General features: G+C 73.9%; 10 protein-coding genes. 5 read left to right on the top strand and 5 right to left on the bottom strand.

The annotated features are described in order from the left end of the window. Positions 1-9 precede the first annotated feature (9 nt). Complete coding sequence (locus HS041_RS37985; RefSeq protein WP_307845122.1) at positions 10-777, top strand: RNA polymerase sigma factor; 768 nt, start codon at positions 10-12, stop codon at positions 775-777. A gap of 201 nt (positions 778-978) precedes the next feature. Here HS041_RS37985 and HS041_RS01200 read toward each other — a convergent pair whose 3' ends face one another. From HS041_RS01200 to HS041_RS01210, 3 genes are all read right to left on the bottom strand, one after another. After that, a complete protein-coding gene (locus HS041_RS01200; RefSeq protein ID WP_196438669.1) occupies positions 979-1545 on the bottom strand; it encodes a TetR/AcrR family transcriptional regulator in 567 nt (188 codons plus the stop codon). Next, positions 1545-2051 carry an SRPBCC domain-containing protein gene (locus tag HS041_RS01205; protein ID WP_196438670.1) on the bottom strand — a complete coding sequence of 169 codons (507 nt, stop codon included), beginning with the start codon at positions 2049-2051 and terminating at the stop codon, positions 1545-1547. Before HS041_RS01205 ends, HS041_RS01200 begins: the two co-directional genes overlap by 1 nt. 82 nt (positions 2052-2133) lie before the next feature. Further along, entirely contained in the window at positions 2134-3792 is a 1659-nt protein-coding gene (locus HS041_RS01210) for an alpha-amylase family protein (RefSeq protein ID WP_196438671.1), read from the bottom strand. A 111-nt stretch (positions 3793-3903) separates the two neighbouring features. On the opposite strand from HS041_RS01210, the gene HS041_RS01215 reads away from it, so the two are divergent. The 4 genes from HS041_RS01215 (at position 3904) to HS041_RS01230 (ending at position 8584) form a co-directional block, all read left to right on the top strand. Beyond that, positions 3904-4305 carry a hypothetical protein gene (locus tag HS041_RS01215; RefSeq protein WP_196438672.1) on the top strand — a complete coding sequence of 134 codons (402 nt, stop codon included), beginning with the start codon at positions 3904-3906 and terminating at the stop codon, positions 4303-4305. A gap of 68 nt (positions 4306-4373) precedes the next feature. Continuing rightward, entirely contained in the window at positions 4374-6767 is a 2394-nt protein-coding gene (secD, locus tag HS041_RS01220; protein WP_196438673.1) for a protein translocase subunit SecD, read from the top strand. 199 nt (positions 6768-6966) lie between these two features. Further along, the gene (locus HS041_RS01225; RefSeq protein WP_196440712.1) at positions 6967-7212 is read left to right on the top strand and encodes an EF-hand domain-containing protein; all 246 of its coding nucleotides are present in this window, start codon (positions 6967-6969) and stop codon (positions 7210-7212) included. A gap of 118 nt (positions 7213-7330) precedes the next feature. Further along, entirely contained in the window at positions 7331-8584 is a 1254-nt protein-coding gene (locus tag HS041_RS01230; RefSeq protein ID WP_196438674.1) for a PucR family transcriptional regulator, read from the top strand. Between the two features lie 96 nt (positions 8585-8680). Here HS041_RS01230 and ccrA read toward each other — a convergent pair whose 3' ends face one another. Together ccrA and HS041_RS01240 are read right to left on the bottom strand one after the other, a co-directional pair. Further along, on the bottom strand, positions 8681-9991 hold the full coding sequence (ccrA, locus tag HS041_RS01235; RefSeq protein ID WP_196438675.1) for a crotonyl-CoA carboxylase/reductase: 1311 nt from the start codon (positions 9989-9991) through the stop codon (positions 8681-8683). After that, positions 9988-16299, bottom strand: a complete 6312-nt coding sequence (locus HS041_RS01240; RefSeq protein WP_196438676.1) for a type I polyketide synthase — start codon at positions 16297-16299, stop codon at positions 9988-9990. The genes ccrA and HS041_RS01240 overlap by 4 nt, the downstream gene beginning before the upstream one ends. Between the last annotated feature and the right edge of the window lie 119 nt (positions 16300-16418).

Consider the following 16418-nt stretch of genomic DNA (forward strand, 5'->3'; position numbering starts at 1 on the left):
GGAAGCCGCGTGGGTTCCCCTGATCCCAAGCGGCGCTTCGAGGAGATCTACACCGTGCACTATCCGGATCTGCTCGCCTACGTGCGACGGCGCACCGACTCTCCCGACGACGCCGCCGACGCGCTCGCCGAGACGTTCACCACGGCCTGGCGCCGCCTGGACGACGTCCCCGAGGGGCACGACGCCCGGTTGTGGCTGTACGGCGTGGCCCGGCGCGTGCTGGCCAACGACCGCCGGGCCGAGACCCGCCGGACCGAGCTCGCCGTGCGGCTCCGAACGGAGCTCGCCGTGTGGGCCGGGGAATCCGCCGGGCGCGGTGTCGAAGACGACCCCGGCGGAGTCCGCGAGGCGTTCCGGCGGCTCGGCCCCGACGACCGGGAACTGCTGTCCCTGGTGAGCTGGAAGGGTCTGGACAGCGCGGAGATCGCGACCGTACTGGGCTGCTCGCGCGGGGCCGTACGGCTCCGGCTGCACCGGGCGCCCGGGAGCTGTTCGACGAGATCACCACCGCCCCGGCCGCCGCACCCGCTCACCGCCTGCGGTTCGCCTTCCCCCTCCGCTGCTGGACCGTCCTGCCGGCGGTCGTCACGGCGACGGTCGCGGGAGTGGTGGCGAGCTGGGCGCTCCCCGGCACGCTGGGGCCCTCTCCGGCCTCCGCCACCCTGGATCAACTCGCCCTCCGCGCCCTGCTGCCGCAGTCGCTCCGGACGCGGCAGCGGGGCGGGCAGGCCGGGCCCGGGACCCCTGGTGCGCGTCGTGGTCAGGCGGTCGCGGTGATCATCCAGGCGAGGGCGAGCAGCACGACGACGGGGATCAGCCACACGACGGCCTCGATCGCGAACTCCTTGTACACGGCGCACTTCTTTCTCTGAGACGAACTGAGTCGACAAAAGTATCGGCCCGTAGCATATGGGGTTAAGGGAATCGGCAGCTCAAAGGGTCGCGTGCTCCGGAGAGCCCCGGGAGCGCGGGAGACCCTCAGGTGCGGCGGGCGGCGAAGGCCCGCGCCCCCTCGGCCCAGGTGCGGTCCAGGTCGGAGCCGTCGGGATAGCGGCCGTCGAGCTCCAGGATCACCATGCCGTGGGCGAAGGACCACAGGGCCTGCGCGAGGTACGGCTCGCCCGCGGCGAGGAAGAACGGGGTGCCCGACCACTCCTCCAGCCCGGGGGCGAGGCGCTCGCGGGCCAGCGGCCCCGAGGTCGTCAGCCGGTAGAGGCGGGGACGGGCGAGCGCCGCCGCCCGGTAGGCCCGCAGCACGGCCCCGATCGCCCCGGTCCCGTCCGCCGCCTCGGAGGGCGCCGTGCCCTCCAGCGCCGCGTGGAGGACGGCGCCCATCTCGGCCAGGCCCTGCTCGATCAGGGCGGCCTCGACGGCGGCCTTGTCGGGGAAGTGCTTGTACAGCGAGGGCGCCCGGATGCCGAGCCGGTCGGCCAGCGCCCGCATGGTGAGGGCGTCGCGGCCCTCCTCCTCCAGCAGCTCCCGCGCCGCCGAGGCGATCTGCGCCGCGCGGGGGGTGAGGGGACTCAGTTCCGGCCGACCGCTCATCAGGCCGTCTTCTCCGCACGGACCTTCAGCGCCGCGTTCATCGCGGCGAAGTTGCCCGCCACGTCCAGGACCTTCCCGGCGAACGGGACGAGCGCACCGGTGAAGGTCTCGCCCTGGACGAGCCGGCTCCGGCCGCCGCCGAGGTCCTCGATCAGGAAATAGTGCTCGCCGTCCACGATCCCCGGAATGCCGAACCGGCCGATCCAGCGCAGCTCCCGCTCCGGGGTCGCGGCCAGGACCGTCGGGGAGAAGGTCATGACGTTCCCGTCGCTGGAGAGCTTGTTGGTGAGCTTCGCGCCGACGCGCGGCTCGCCCTCCGCGCTCACGATGAACGGGTTCCACTCCGGGTAGGCGGCGAAGTCGGTCAGCACCCGCCACACCTTCTCGGGCGGGGCCTCGATCTCGGCCTCGGTGCGGATCCTGTGCGGGCGGGCCAGGGTCCAGAGGAAGGCGGCGACGGGCACGGCGACCAGGACGGCGACGGCGATCAGGATCCAGGCGAGCATGACTTCCTCCACGGGCTAACGCTGTTAGCCACAACAGTAGGCTAACAGCGTTAGCTTCGCAAGGGATCGGACCGGGGAAGCGTCAGGACCCCTTGGCCGAGGCGTCCTCCGGGAGTTCGTCGGGCTTGGCCACCCGGAACCAGCGGCAACCGTACGGGCCGATGGTGAAGCGCACGCGCCCGTCCGGCGGCACGTCCTGCGTCCCGTCGACCAGCAGATCGACCAGGACCTGCGAGTCGTCGATTCCGCAGAGGTAGAGCTCCACCTGCGCCTCGCGGTCGGCGAAGTTGTGCACGGCCAGCACGGTCCCGCCCTCGGCGTCGGCCCGGTGGGCCAGTACGGCCTCGTCACCGGCGTCCAGCACCTCGTAGTCGCCCCAGGCCAGCTCGGGCGACTCCCGGTAGCGCTCGATCAGCATCGTCACCCAGCGCAGCAGCGAGTCGGGGTCGCGGCGCTGGGAGTCCACGTTGACGTTGCGCGGGCCGTACTCGCCGGCGGGACTGGGGACGGAGACCTTCGGGTCCTCGGAGAAGCCGCCGCTCGGCGCCCACTGCATGGGGACCCGCACCGCCATCCGGCCCTCGGCCTCCAGGTTCTCGCCGAGACCGATCTCCTCGCCGTAGAAGAGCACCGGCGTGCCCGGAAGGGAGAACATCACGCTGTAGGCCAGCTTGAGCCTGCTCAGGTCGCCGCCCAGCATCGGCGGCAGGCGACGGCGCAGACCGCGCCCGAACAGCTGCATGTCCTTGTCCGGGCCGAATGCGTCGAAAACCTCCTGGCGCTCGGAGTCGGTCAGCTTGTCCAGGGTCAGCTCGTCGTGGTTGCGGACGAAGCTGGCCCACTGCGAGTCCTTGGGCGGCCGGGGCCGCTCGCGCAGGGCCTCGGCGAGCGCCCGCGGGTTCTGCCGGGCCATCGACAGGTGGAAGCGCTGCATGCCGATGAAGTCGAAGCACATGGTGACCTGGTCACCGTTGCCGTTGCCGAAGTACTTCATCAGGTCCGGGTAGGGCAGGTTGACCTCGCCCAGCAGGATCGCGCTGCCGTCCCGCCTGTTCAGGAAGGCCCGCAGGTCGGCGAGGAACTCGTGCGGATCACCGCCGACGCCGTCCAGGAGGAACGGCACCGCGTCCACCCGGAAACCGGACAGGCCCAGCTCCATCCAGAACCCGAGGATGCGCGCGATCTCGTCACGGACCTCGGGGTTGCCCGTGTTCAGGTCCGGCTGGAACCGGTAGAAGCTGTGCAGGTAGTACTGGCCGGTTCCCTCGTCGAACTCCCAGAGGCTGTCCTCCTTGTCGGGGAAGACGATGGCCTTGGGATCGTCGGGTTCCGGCTCGTCCTTCCAGACGTACCAGTCGCGCTTGGGCGAGTCCCGGCTGGAGCGGGACTCCTTGAACCAGGGATGCTCGTCGGAGGTGTGGTTGACCACCAGGTCGGCGATGACCCGGATACCCCGGTCCCTGGCGGTCCGCATGAACTCCACGAAGTCGCCCAGGGTGCCCAGGCGGGGGTCGACCGAGTAGAAGTCGGTGATGTCGTAGCCGTCGTCGCGGTCGGGAGTGGGGAAGAACGGCATCAGCCAGATGCACGTCACCCCGAGCCTGTCCAGGTGGTCGACCTGCTGGGTCAGGCCCCGGAAGTCGCCGATGCCGTCGCCGTTGCCGTCTTTGTAGGTCTCGACGTCCAGGCAGTAGATGACGGCGTTCTTCCACCACAGATCGGCGGTGTTGGTCAGTCGCATGGGTCCGCACTACCCGCCCGCGGGAGGTTTATGAGGACATGGGCAGGGGGAACAGCGTGTGTTCCGGTGGGCGAATCCGCCTCCGGCTAGGGTGGGAGGAATCACCCAGGGGTGACCGACGACCCACCGGAGGGCACCATGCGGCAGCCGAGGCGCGGCGCGCCCTTCGGCTGGCTGCTCGCCCTGCTGCTCCCGCTGCTCGTCTCCGGCGGCCTCGGGCCGGGCGCCGCCTCGGCCCTGCTGCACGCCCCGTCGGTCGCCAAGGCGTCCGGCGAGCACCACCCGTTCTCCCGCCAGGCCCACGCCGGGGACCGGTTCCACCTCTTCGCCCCGGGCCTCGCCGGGACCGGCGGCTCCGGCGGAGGACACCCCGTCGCGGCCGTCCCGCCCGGCAGCCGGCACCTGCCCCCGCCGGCCGGCTCCGGCACGGGCCCCGCGCGCGACGACGGCCCCCGCCCCCTCGCGGCCCTGCTGGTCAGGCCGGGCCGGGCCCCTCCCTCCACGGGCGCCTGAGGCACCCGGACCCGCTCCGGGAGCTTCGCCGTCCCCGCGAACATCCCTTCAAGCCCGTGGAGGCTTCAATGTCGCGTGCCCCCGTGGTACGTGCGATAGCGGCGTTCGCCGTCATCGCGACCTCGCTCTACATAGCGCTGACCATGACCCCGCGCCTCGGTCTCGACCTGCGCGGCGGCACCCAGATCGTGCTGGAGACCAGGGACTCCCCGACCGTCAAGGCCGACTCCGAGACCACCGACCGCACCCTGGAGGTGCTCCGCCGCCGGGTCGACGCGCTGGGTGTGGCGGACGCGCCGATGTCCCGCTCGGGCGAGCGGCGGATCATCGTCGAGCTGCCCGGCGTGCTGGACCCCACCAAGGCGGCCGAGGTCATCGGCAAGACCGCCCAGCTGACCTTCCACCAGGTCCTCGCGCTGGCCGACCAGAACACCAGGCCCAAGCAGGGTGAGCGGGTCATCGCCGACGAGGACGGCGGCATGCTGCTCATCGGCCCGGCCCGGCTGACCGGCGACGGCGTCAGCGGCGCCGAGGCCGGGCTCGACCCCCAGTCGGGCACCGGCTGGTTCGTCACCGTCGACTTCCGCGACCGGGGCCGCGAGGCGTGGGCGGAGCTGACCGGTGATGCGGCCTGCAACCAGCCGGGCGATCCCAAGCGCCGGGTCGCCATCGTGCTCGACGAGAAGGTCATCATCTCCCCGCAGGTCAACGAGGGCATCGCCTGCAACGTGGGCCTGCCCGGCAGCTCCACCCAGATCACCGGCTCCTTCACCTCCGCGGAGGCCCAGAACCTGGCCGTGCTGATCAAGGGCGGCTCGCTGCCGGTGCCCGTCGAGGTCATCGAGCAGCGGACCGTCGGCCCGACCCTCGGCGCCGCCGCGATCTCGGCCAGCGCCCAGGCCGGCGTCATCGGCGTCGCGCTGACCGCGCTGTTCATCATCGTCATCTACCGGCTGGTGGGCCTCATCGCCGCCTTCGCGCTGGCCAGTTACGCGCTCATCTCCTACGCGACGCTGGTGGCGCTGGACGCCACGCTCACGCTGCCCGGCCTGGCGGGCTTCGTGCTCGCGATCGGCATGGCCGTCGACGCCAACGTGCTGGTCTTCGAACGCGCCCGGGAGGAGTACGCAGCCGACCGGGGCACCGGGGCCGCGCCGGGCGCGGCCTCCGGATCCGGCTCGACCGGCGGGGCGAAGGGCTCCCGGACGGGCGACCCGAAGGGCTCCCGGGACGCCGTGGCCGCCGGCGGGGGGACGAAGCTCCGGCAGGCCCTGGAGAAGGGCTTCCGCAACGCCTGGAGCGCGGTCGCCGACTCCAACATCACCACCCTGCTCGCCGCCGGGCTGCTGTTCTTCCTGGCCTCCGGCCCGGTCCGCGGCTTCGGCGTGACCCTCTCCATCGGCGTGATCGCCTCGCTGGTCACCGCGATGGTCGTCACCCGCGTCCTGGCCCAGTGGGCGGTGAACCGGCGGGCGGTGTCGGCCCGGCCGCGGGTCACCGGCCTGTCCGACATCGGGCGGGTCCGCAGGTGGCTCAACGAGCACGCTCCCGACGTCATGCGCCGCCGTACGGCCTACCTCGTGCTCACCGGCGTCCTGGTGGCCGTCTCCCTGGCCGGGGTCGCGCTGCGCGGGCTGAACTTCGGCGTGGAGTTCACCGGCGGCCGGGTCGTCGAGTACGCGACGACGCAGCCGATCACCGCCGACGCGGCCCGGGAGCTGGTCAGTGACGCCGGGTTCCCCAGCGCCGTGGTGCAGGCCTCGGGTCCCGGCGGTTCGGGCATCTCCGTGCGGGCGGGCCAGATCGGCAACGCCGAGGTGAACCGGATCGAGGCGGCGCTGGAGCGCGAGGCCGGGCAGGTCTCCAAGGTCCGCGACGAGCTCATCGGCCCGAGCCTCGGCGACGAACTGCGCCGCAACGCGCTGATCGCGCTGGCCGTCGCGCTGGCCGCCCAGTTGCTCTACCTCGCCTTCCGGTTCCGCTGGACCTTCGGTCTGGCGGCCGTGCTGACCCTGGCCGCCGACGCCTCGGTCGTGATCGGCGCTTTCGCGTGGATGGGCAAGCCGATCGACGGGGTCTTCCTCGCCTCGATGCTCACCGTGATCGGTTACTCGGTCAACGACAAGGTGGTGGTCTTCGACCGGGTCCGCGAGCTGTGGGGGGCACGGCCGAAGGAGACGTTCGCGAACGTCGCGAACGCCGCGGTCCTGCAGACCGTGCCGCGCACCGTGAACACGGGTCTGGGCGCGCTGTTCATCCTCGCCGCGCTGGCCGTGCTCGGCGGCGCCTCGCTGACCGACTTCGCCGTGGCGCTGCTGATCGGCATCGTCGTCGGCACGCTCTCCTCGGCGTTCGTGGCCGCGCCGCTGGCGATCGTGTTCGAGCAGCGCAACCCCGGCGCGCCGCCGCAGCCCAAGCAGCGCGTCACGCGCAAGCGCGAGGGCTCCGGGGCGGTCGTCTGACGGCGGCCCGGTGCCCGGCAGGGGTTCCGCGGCGCCGACCCGGCGGGAGGTTCCGGAGCTGCGGACCGCCGGGAGACGGGCGCTTCCGGAACGGTGAGCCGGCAGGAGAAGCGGGGCTTCACAAAAGCACTGATATATGTCGATACTGCTGGACATATGGTCGCGACGTGAAGCCCCACCTCTCACCGTTCTCCGGCTAATGTGCTGCTCGTCTCTTTTCCTGCACCGGAAGGCGGATGCACCCGTGCCGAACGACTACGCGACGACCTTCAAGATCGTTGACGCCGACGACGACGGCCTGATCTCGGCCGCCGAGATGACCCGCCTGATGGAGGTGCTCGGCCAGCCGATCACTCTTGAGGCCGCGTCGGCGGCGATCTCCCGGATGGACAAGGACGGCGACGGCCTCATCTCGCTGGAGGAGTTCGCCGCTTATCTCGGATAGGTCTCAATACCTCCTGCCGGGCGCACCAGGTGTTGCCTTTGAGACAAGAACAAGCGTTTGCTACTAGCTCAAAGTGTTGACACGTCAGAACATGAGGCGCGCTCCGACGGGAGGGTCTATGCGGACGAAGGAACACACCCGGGTCGCGACCACCGGCTTCGGCCCCCGCAAGGGAAGGTCTCAGGATCTCTCCGACCAGCGGCTGTGGCGGTCGACTCCGTCGGACGTCGCCAAACTGCTCCGGCCCGGCCTCTCCGCGGTGGCCGACCAGGTGATCGAGGAGATCACGCAGCGGATCCCGGAGTACTCCCGTCCGTCCGACGAGATCTACGTCAAGGCCGTACGGCTGGCCGTGGACGAGGCGCTGCGCCAGTTCGTGGACCGGATCGAGACCCCCAACCGCCCCCTCGACCCGGAGGTGTTCCGCACGATCGGGCGCGGGGAGGCCAACGAGGGCCGCAACCTCGACCCGCTGCAGACCGCGATGCGGCTCGGCGCCCGGGTGGCCTGGCGGCGGCTGACCGAGCAGTCCGAACGGCTCGGCCTCACCCCGCAGCACCTGTACGACCTGGGTGAGGCCATCTTCGTCTACCTCGACCAGCTCGCCGACGCCGCCGCCGAGGGCTTCGACGAGGCCAGGGCCCGCGCGGCGGGGGAGATGGAGCGCCGCCGCCACCGGCTGATGGACCTGCTGCTCAGCCACTCGCCGGCCTCCCCCGACGCCATCGCGGACCTGGCCAAGGCGGCCGGGTGGCGGCTGCCCAAGACCGTCGCCGGGGTCGCGCTGGACGAGCACACGGGCGGCTACCGCCCCCCGTCGCTCCCACCGGACGTGCTCGTCGGCCTCGACCGGCCCAGCCCCTGCCTGATCGTTCCCGACCCCAGCGGTCCCGGGCAGGCGCAGACGCTGGAGACCGGGCTGCGCGGCTGGAAGGCCGCGGTCGGCCCCGCCGTACCGCTCTCCGCCGCCGCGACCTCGCTGCGCTGGGCCCGCGAGGCGCTGGAGCTCAACCGGCGCGGCGTGCTCACCGAGGACCGGGGCCTGGTGCGCTGCTCCGACCACATGGCCACGCTGATCGTGTTCAAGGACGAGAACCTGGTCAACGCCCTCGCCGAGGTACGGCTCGCGCCCCTGTCCCATCTGCGCCCCAGCCAGCAGGACCGCCTGGCCGAGACGCTGCTGGCGTGGTTGCGGCACGGCCGGGGAGCCGGGGAGGTCGCCGCCCGGTTGCACGTGCACCCGCAGACCGTGCGCTACCGGCTCCGGCAGCTGGAGGAGCTCTACGGCGACCAGCTGGCCGATCCCGACATCCGGTTCGAGCTGGAGATCGTGCTGCGCGCCCGGCGGTCCACCGGCCTCGCGCTCTCTTGAACCCCCGTCCTCTGGCCCGCCGGCCCCCGCGACGCCCGCGCCCGGACCGGGTCCCGCGCGCCCGGGTCCCCGGTCCCTCCTCGCCGACCGCCTCCGTCAGCTCCGGAACAGCCTGATCCGGTCCTCGCCGATGCGCTCGCGCAGCGCGTGGTCCTCGATCCCGAGGTCCTCGGCGGGGGCCAGGCCCAGCACGCCGACCTTGCCGACGTGCTCGTTGCGCTGCACGGCGCGGGCCGCCTCGCCGGTCCGCGCCAGCGGGTAGACCGTCGAGAGGGTGGGCTGCAGCATGCCCAGCGAGAGCAGCCGGTTGACCTCGTGGCACTCCTGGTAGTTCGCGCCGTGCGAGCCGATGATGCTCTTGAGCTTCATCCACAGGTGCCGGTTGTCGTAGGCGTGCGCGTACCCGCTGGAGGAGCCGCAGGTGACGACCGAGCCGCCGCGCCTGGCGACGTAGACGGAGGCGCCGAAGGTGTCCTTGCCGGTGTGCTCGAAGACGATGTGCGGGTCCTCGCCCACCTGGCGGCGGACCTCGGCGCCGAAGGCCCGCCAGGCCTTCTCGTCGTCGAGGTGCTCGAACTGCGAGCGGTCGACGATGTGCTCGCAGCCCATCCGGCGCAGCAGGTCCGCCTTCTGCTCGGAGCTGACCACGCCGACCGGGATGCCGCCGCCGTTCTTGACCAGTTGCACGCCGTACGCGCCGAGCCCGCCGGTCGCGCCCCAGAGCAGCACCACGTCGCCCTGCTTCATCCGGGAGCCGTTCCCGCTGACCAGCATCCGGTAGGCGGTGGAGGCGCACAGCATGTTGCAGGCCGCCTCCTCCCAGCTCAGGTGCCTGGGCTTGGGGAGCAGCTGGGTGGCCTTGACCACGGCGAACTCGGCCAGCCCGCCGTAGTTGGTCTCGAACCCCCAGGCGCGCAGGTCCGCGCCGAGCATGGAGTCGGAATGGGTGATCGGGTCCTGCTCGTCGACGTAGGCGGGCGAGGTGACGACCCGGTCGCCGATCTTCCAGTGCCGCACCGCCGCACCCATGCGGACGACCACTCCGGAGGCGTCCGAACCGAGGACGTGGAAGTCCTGGTCGTGCCGGGGATCGGTGCGGCCGAACCGCTCCAGGAAGGCGAAGGTGGGGATCGGCTCGAACATGGCCGTCCACACGGTGTTGAAGTTGATGGCGCTGGCCATGACGGCGATCAGCACCTCGTCGGGGGCGAGCTCCGGCATCGGCACCTCGCCGACGTGGACGGAGCGGGTGATGTCCTTGTCCACGCCGTCGACGCCGTGCGGGACGCGGCCGAACATGCCGACCTCTCCCTTGCGGGTGTGGGCCGCCCGGAAGGTCGTCGGAACCTCCAGGCGGGCGAGCTCTTCGGGGTCGGCACCGTCGATGACGGCCTGGGCGAGGGTCATAGCTGGCCTCCAAGGTGAGCGGCGATGACTTCCACGTGGGGCGGGTCGAGCAGGTTGAGATGATGCGAGCCGGGGACCGTGACGATCTCCAGGCCCGGCCTGTAGGGGCCGAACCCTCTGGTGGGGTCGTCGGCGTGGGTGTAGCGGGCGTCCTCGACCGCCCACGGGGTCGGGTCCGTGGAGCGGTAGAGCACCACGCGGCCCTCGTAGGCCCCCGCCCGGTACCCCTCCAGGGCGCGGGTGTCCTCGTGCGAGGTGATCTGGTGGCGCAGGATCGCCTCGCCCAGCAGGTCCAGCACCCCCGACTCGGCGATGCGCGCCCCGGCGAGCGCGAGCTGCCCGGCCTCGTCCAGAGCCGCGAGCTCGTCGTAGCCGAGCTCGACCTCCACCCCGTAGGTCTCGCGCAGGTAGGCCGCGAAGTCCGCGTACCTGCGGGCGGTGATCTCCACCCGCTCCGCGGCGTCCCTCTCGTCCGGCAGCCCGGAGTCGATCATCGCGACCAGCTCGACGTTCTCCGCCCCGAGCTGCCGTGCGATCTCGAAGGCGAGGATCCCGCCGAACGACCATCCTCCCAGCCGGTAGGGGCCCGCCGGCTGCACCCTTCTGATCTCCTCCACGTACCGGGCCGCGCGCTCCACCACCCCCAGCTCGGTCCCGAGTCCCCCGACCTCCTCCAGCCGCTCCAGCCCGAACACCACCCGCTCCGCGCCCAGCGCCCCCGCCAGCAGCGTGTACACCCCCGTCGTCCCCCCGGCCGGATGCCCCAGGAACAGCGGCGTCCGCGTCCCGCCTCCCCCGGCCAGGTAGGCGCGGGCCGCCTCGGTGAGCGGGCGGACGACGCCCCGGGCCGCCTCCTCCTCGTCGATCGCCCGGACCAGGTCGGCGAGCCGCGCCCCGGTCAGCACGCCCTCGGCGGCCGGTTCCCGGCCGGCCTCCCTGCCGAGCACGCCGAGCACGATCGGCAGCACGTCCGCGGGGATCTCCTCGTCGATCCCGGGCTCGCGGCCCAGCACCCGCGCCAGCGCGGCCACGACCTGGCGCTCCGCCGCGTCCCTCGGCCCCACCGGCCGGACCCGGGCGGCCGTTCCCCGGACGCCCAGCCCGGCCGCCACGGCCGCGGCCACGTCGCCGAGGGTCGCGCCCTGGAGCAGGAGCGCGGCCGCCAGGCTCACCCCGAAGTCGTGCTCGACCGTCCCGCGCAGCCGGGTCGCCGCCAGCGAGTCGAGCCCCGCCTCGGTCAGCACCGTGTCCTCCCGCAGCCAGGCCTCCTCGAACCCCAGCACCGCGGCGGTCCGCTCCCTGATCTTGGCCGTGATCGCCGCCAGCGCCTCGTCCGGGTCCATCGCGCCCAGCGCCCCGGCCCCGGCCCACCCCGAGGCGCCGGCGGCACCGGCTCCGGCGCCCGCGAGCTCCGCGAGCTCCGCGAAGTACGGCATGCGCGCGATGCCCGGGAAGGCCGCCGCCGCCGCGGCCGCGTCCAGCCGGGCCACGCCCGCCGCGGCCGCGCCCCCGCCCAGCAGGGCCTCCAGTGCCTCCACGCCCTCTCCGGGGGTGATCGGCGTGACCGCGGGCAGCACCGCCTGGCTCGCGCCTCCGACCTCGGCCCAGGTACCCCAGTTGATCGTCGTGGCGGGCAGGCCCTCCGCCCGGCGCAGGTCGCAGAGCGCGTCCAGCCAGGCGTTCGCCGCCGCGTAGGCCGCCTGCCCCGGCGAGCCGAGCAGTGCCGCGGCGGACGAGAAGGCCACCCACCAGTCGGGGCCGGAGTCCCGGGTCGCCTCGTGCAGCGCCAGGCCGCCGTGGACCTTGGCCGCCCAGACCCGGCGCAGGTCCTCGGCCCCGACCTCGGCGACCAGCCGGTCGTCCAGCGCGCCGGCCGCGTGCACGACCCCGCGCAGCCGCAGGCCGCCCTCGGTGACCGCCGCCACCAGCCGGGCGGCCGTCCCCGGCTCGGCCAGGTCCCCGGTCACCACCCGGATGTCCGTGCCGAGCACGCGCAGCCTCTCGATGGTCGCGGCTCCCTCGGGGGAGGGCCCGGAGCGCCCGCCGAGCACGATCCGCCCGGCTCCCCGCTCGGCCAGCCAGCGGGCGACCACCAGTCCCAGCCCGCCGTACCCACCGGTGATCAGGTATCCCCCGCCGCGCCGTACGACCGGCCTGCCCGGCCGCCGCGCGGGCGGGGACTGGACCGTGAGGCGGGCGGTGTGCCGGACGCCGCCGCGCCAGGCGACCTCGTCGTCCGGGCGGTCGTCGGCCAGCTCGGCGAGGAGCGCCTCGGGGCCGTCGACGTCGGCCAGGCGGGCCCGCAGGCCGGGGTGCTCGAAGGCCAGCACGCGGACCAGCCCGCGCAGGGCGGCGGCTCCGGGATCGCCCCGCTCCCCCTCCCGTACGGCCTGCGCCCGCTCGGTGACCAGTCGCAGGCGCGTCCCGGTCCCGGCGAGGTCGCGGACGACGCGGGTGACGGCGAGGAGGAGCTCCTCCGCCCCGGCCGGGTGCAGCCCGCCCGGGACCAGGACCACGACCTCCCCGGCCTCCCCGAGATCCCTGACGTCCCCGATGCCTCCGACGCCTCCGACGCCTCTGACGGGCTCCGGGGCCTGGACCGGGCCGTCGGCGGGTGCCGGGCGCTGGGCCGGGACCAGGGAGGGCTCGGCGCGGAACGCGGGCAGCCGGGGCAGGGCCGCGCGCCGGACGGCGTGCCCGGCGGAGGCGAGCCCGGTGGTGAGAAGCTCGGCTCGCGGATCCCCCTCACCAGCCACGATCAGCCAGCCGCGAGCCGAGCGCCGACCTGGTCCATTCCCACCTTGAGCGAGATCGACACCCGTGGCGTCCGCTGAGCCGCCACCGGTGTCCCGGCCGTCCGGCGTCCCGGCCCCGGAATCCGTGGTCCACACGCGCCGCACGAGTTTGCCCGCCAGGGGGACCGGCACCTCCGCCGCCGGGATCCGCCGGGTCAGCACGCCCGTGGGGGCACCGTCCGCGGCCAGGTGCTCGACCTCGACCGGGACCTCCGGCCGGCCGGCCGGGGAGAAGGCCGCCAGCCGGGCGGCCAGCTCCGCGGGGGCCGGGACCGCGGAGGCCGGGGGCGAGTCGACGGCGACGGTCGCGGTGCCGTACCGGACCCAGATCCCCGCGGCGTTCACGGCGTCGATCTCGACACCGCCGGACGAGGTCAGGGTGGTGGTGACCGTGGCGGGCAGCGGCAGCAGCGCGTCCAGGGTGACGTCGGTCAGCTCGGCCCCGCCGTACACCTCGGCCGCCGCCGCCTGGGCGAGCGCGGCCACCGCGGCGAGCGGCAGCACCGGCAGGCCGTGCAGCCGCCAGGTCGCGGGGTCCAGCCGCCAGGGGGCGTCCGAGAGGTCCTCGACGGTCGTGCTCCACACGTGCCCCGCGGGGCTCTCGACGTGCGTGCCGAGCAGCGGGTGGGTGCCGGGCGGGAGCATGGAGCGGCGGGAGGAGCGGACCCAGTGGCGCTCGTACCGCCACGGGGCCGCCGGCACGTCGACGATCGCGCCCGCCGCGGCGAGGGCCGGGGAGGGCAGCGCGACCGCGACCGCGGCGAGCTGGACGGCGAACTCCTCGTCGTGGCCCCGGCGCAGGGAGTGGGTGACGACCGTGCCGCGCGGCAGGGTGTCGCGGAGCGGGGCGGCCAGGACCGGATGGGGGCTGATCTCGGTGAAGACGCCGTGCCCGTCCTCGGCGGCGGCCTGGACCGCGGCCATCAGCCGGACCGGGCGGCGCACCCCGGCGGCCCAGTAGGCGGGCTCGAAGGTGGGGACCTCCCGGGGGTCGTCGAACACGGTCGAGTAGAAGGGGATGTCGGGCTTGCCGCCCGCGATCTCGGCGAGCGCCTCGCGGAGCTTCGGCAGGAGCGGCTTGACCTGCGGCGAATGTCCGGCGCCCTCGGCGGTCAGCGTCCGGGCGAGCAGGCCGCGCGCCTCCACCTCCGCCGCGAACGCCGCGACCCGGCCGGGGTCCCCGGTGACGACGCACTGCCTCGGCGAGGCGTGGACGGCGACGTGCAGGTCCTCCGGGACCTCTTCGGCGGCCACCTCCAGCACGGCCATGGCCCCGCCGCCGCCCAGGGTGCCCAGCAGCCGGGCCCGGCGGCAGATCACCCGGACCGCGTCCGCCAGGCCGATCCCGCCCGCCACCACGGCCGCCGCGACCTCGCCCATCGAGTGGCCGATCACCGCCGCGGGCCGTACGCCGCGGGCCGTCCAGAGCCGGGCGAGCGCCACCTGCACCGCGAAGACCACCGGCTGGGCCGTGACCACGCCTCCGGCGTCGCGGCCCCCGGCGACGATCTCGCGCAGCGGGATCTCCGCCTCGGCCAGGAACATCGGGTCCAGCTCGTCGATCGCGGCGGCGAAGACGGGCTCCTGCGCGTAGAGCCGCGCGCCCATCCCCGCCCACTGCGAGCCGTACCCGGAGAACACCCAGACCGGGCCCGGTCCGCCCGCGACGGCCAGACCGGTCTCGGCCCTCCCTTCGTGCACGGCGCGTAGCCCGGCGGCCAGTTCCCCGGCGTCCCGGGCCACCACCGCGGCCCCGACCCGCCCCCGCCCGGCCCGCCGCGCGAGCGTGTGCGCGACGTCCTCCAGCGCCGTCCCGTCCAGGCCCGTCCCGCCCTGCGCCGCCCCGACCCGTGGCGCGCCGTCCCCGGCCCAGTCCGCCAGCACCCCGGCGTGGGCCCGCACCCGCTCCGCCGACACGTCCGTCAGCAGGAACACCCGGGCGCCGTCCCGGGGCGCGGGCTCCGTCCCGCCACCGGCCGCGTCGTGCGTGGCGCGGTCGAGGACGACGTGGGCGTTGGTGCCGCCGAATCCGAAGGAGGAGACGCCGGCCCGCGCCCGCGCGCCCGGCCACGGCGTGGGGGCGGTGACGACCTCCAGCCGCTCCCAGGGGATGTGCGGGTTGGGCTCGTGGAAGTGGATGCTCGGCGGGATCACCCCGTGGTGGAGCGCGAGCACGGTTTTGATCAGGCCGGTGATCCCGGCGGCGGCCTCCAGGTGGCCGAGGTTGCTCTTGGCCGAGCCGAGCAGCACCCGGTGCCCGGGGGGCAGCGCGGCGTCGATCGCCCGGGCCTCGATGGGATCGCCGAGGAAGGTGCCGGTGCCGTGGGCCTCGATGTAGTCCGGCGGCTCCAGCCCGGCGTAGGCCGCGCGCAGCAGTTCCTCCTGCGCCTCCGGGTTGGGCGCGACCAGGCCGTTGGAGCGGCCGTCCTGGTTGACCGCGGTGGCGCGGACCACCGCGAGCACCCGGTCCCCGTCGCGCCGCGCGTCCGACAGCCGCTTGAGCACCACGACGCCGCAGCCCTCGGCCCGGACCATCCCGTCGGCGGAGGCGTCGAACGCCTTGCACCGCCCGTCGGGCGCGGTTCCCCCGCCCCGGTCGAACGCGATCGTCACCACCGGCGAGAGCAGCAGGTTGACCCCGGCCGCCAGCGCCAGGTCGCTCTCCCCCGACCGCAGGCTGCGGACCGCCAGATCCGTGGCGACCAGGGACGACGAGCAGGCGGTGTCCACCGACATGCTCGGCCCGCGCAGGTCGAGCACGTACGAGAGCCGGTTCGCCGCGATGCTGAACGCCGCCCCCGTCGCCGTCCAGGCGTCCACGCCGGTGAGGTCCGCGGTGGTCAGGTAGGCGTACTCGTTGCCGGAGATGCCGACGAACGTCCCGGTACGGCTCCCGCGCAGCGAGCGGGGCGCGACCCCGGCGTGCTCCAGCGCCTCCCAGGCCGTCTCCAGCAGCAGCCGCTGCTGCGGGTCCATGGTCTCGGCCTCGCCGGGGACGATCCCGAAGAAGTCGGCGTCGAACCCCGCCACGTCGTCGAGGAAGCCGCCGTGCCTCGTGGCGCCCGCCAGCGCCTCGGCCGTGTGCGGGGAGCCGTCGTCGAAGGCCTCCCACCGCCCCTCGGGCACCTGCCCGACCGCGTCTCCCCCCGCCATGAGGAGCCGCCAGAACTCCTCGGGCCCGTGCACGGATCCGGGCAGGCGGCAGCCGACCCCGATCACCGCGATCGGCTCGTCCGGGCCGGCCGGCCGTACGGCCCGCGGAGCGGGGGCCGGGGACGAGGCGAGTCCCCGGGCCAGACGGTTGATCGTGGGGTACTCCCAGACCAGCGTGGGCCCCAGCTCCCTGCCCAGCAGGGCCTCCAGCTCTCCGGCGACGGCCACCGCGTCCCGGGAGGAGAGCCCGAACTCCTCCAGGGGCCGGTCCGGGTCGACGCCGGAGAGGGGAAGGCGGCAACGGGTGGCGATCCGTTCCGTGAGGAAGCGGCGGATCTCGTCTTCGCCGAGCAGGTCCACGGGGTGACTCCCAACAACAGCCGAAGTGACCGGTTAACTTACCGACCCTCATCGCTGTTAAGGAGTCCTGGCAGACCACAATCCACCAGGGCGTTTTGTCATGGTTGTGATAACGGCCA

This window comes from Planomonospora sp. ID67723 (assembly GCF_015711605.1).
In the GTDB taxonomy this organism is placed as follows: Bacteria; Actinomycetota; Actinomycetes; order Streptosporangiales; family Streptosporangiaceae; genus Planomonospora_A.

What these genes read in the sequence shown, in the direction of transcription:
- HS041_RS01225 (WP_196440712.1), top strand. Translation starts at nt 6,967, where the DNA reads ATGTGCTGCTCGTCTCTTTTCCTGCACCGGAAGGCGGATGCACCCGTG.
- HS041_RS01210 (WP_196438671.1), bottom strand. Translation starts at nt 3,792, where the DNA reads ATGCGACTGACCAACACCGCCGATCTGTGGTGGAAGAACGCCGTCATC.
- secD (WP_196438673.1), top strand. Translation starts at nt 4,374, where the DNA reads ATGTCGCGTGCCCCCGTGGTACGTGCGATAGCGGCGTTCGCCGTCATC.
- HS041_RS01230 (WP_196438674.1), top strand. Translation starts at nt 7,331, where the DNA reads ATGCGGACGAAGGAACACACCCGGGTCGCGACCACCGGCTTCGGCCCC.
- HS041_RS01205 (WP_196438670.1), bottom strand. Translation starts at nt 2,051, where the DNA reads ATGCTCGCCTGGATCCTGATCGCCGTCGCCGTCCTGGTCGCCGTGCCC.
- HS041_RS01200 (WP_196438669.1), bottom strand. Translation starts at nt 1,545, where the DNA reads ATGAGCGGTCGGCCGGAACTGAGTCCCCTCACCCCCCGCGCGGCGCAG.
- ccrA (WP_196438675.1), bottom strand. Translation starts at nt 9,991, where the DNA reads ATGACCCTCGCCCAGGCCGTCATCGACGGTGCCGACCCCGAAGAGCTC.